This window comes from Vibrio sp. Vb0349, from assembly GCF_033338975.1.
The window spans coordinates 1-1077 of the sequence record NZ_JAWOTS010000410.1; the positions used below are offsets into that span (position 1 = coordinate 1).

Consider the following 1077-nt stretch of genomic DNA (forward strand, 5'->3'; position numbering starts at 1 on the left):
TCTTGCAATTTTCCAAGTGGAATACCTGTCCAATCAGAAATTACCTCAGCAATCAAAGATTCATTCACATGAGAAAAGACTAAAGGTTGCGCGTTGAGCGCTAAGTTCGATTCGATTTCCTGTAATCGCTCTTTGTCACAGTCGGCATTCTCTTCTATCACCTTAGCTCTCAAGGACTTAGCTTCTTGAACCCACTGCTTTTCTTGTTCCCAAATTGCCTCTAATTCTATGACTTGATTAGATAACTCATCGATCTCATATCGAATATTATTAAGCTGTTCATCGTGACTTACGCCTAACAGAGCCTCTTTGGAAAGTTGTTGAAACTCCGCTTCTTTGATGTTTAGCTTTTTCTTTTTGCTATCCAACGCGCCCGGAGTGGCAGATTGGCTCAATGCAACACGCGAACATGCAGTATCTAATACCGATACTGCTTTATCTGGTAGTTGGCGTCCGTTGATGTAGCGAGCAGAAAGTTGTACCGCAGCATTCAGTGCTTGGCTTGTGATATAAACATCATGATGTTGCCCCATGATGTTAACCAAGCCTCTAAGCATATCTACCGCTAACTCAGGAGTCGGCTCGTCTACTTTCACAACCTGGAAGCGCCTCGTTAACGCGGCATCTTTCTCAAAATATTTTTTGTATTCAGCCCAAGTAGTTGCAGCGATGGTCCGTAACTCTCCTCGAGCCAACGCTGGTTTCAATATATTAGCAGCATCACCTTGTCCCGCTTGACCACCACCTCCGATTAGACCATGAGCTTCATCGATAAAAAGAATGATTGGCTGCGAAGATTCGTTCACTTCTCGAATGAGATTTTTAAGTCTGTTTTCAAACTCCCCTTTCATCCCCGCACCCGCCTGAAGCAAAGCAAGATCGAGTGATTTGATGGCAACATCACGCAAAGCAGGAGGAACATCCCCATCCACTATTTTTTGCGCCAGCCCCTCAATTACCGCAGTTTTACCTACGCCGGCCTCACCCGTTAAGATCGGATTGTTTTGGCGGCGACGCAATAAGATATCGATCATCAAGCGGATTTCATTGTCGCGACCGATAACAGGATCTATTTTT

General features: G+C 44.7%; 1 protein-coding gene. It reads right to left on the minus strand.

Going from position 1 to position 1077, the window contains the following annotated elements; all coding sequences use genetic code 11:
* Positions 1-1077, minus strand: a 1077-nt coding sequence (locus tag R7Q47_RS26230; protein WP_318090259.1) for an AAA family ATPase, incomplete at both ends; no start/stop codon positions are given.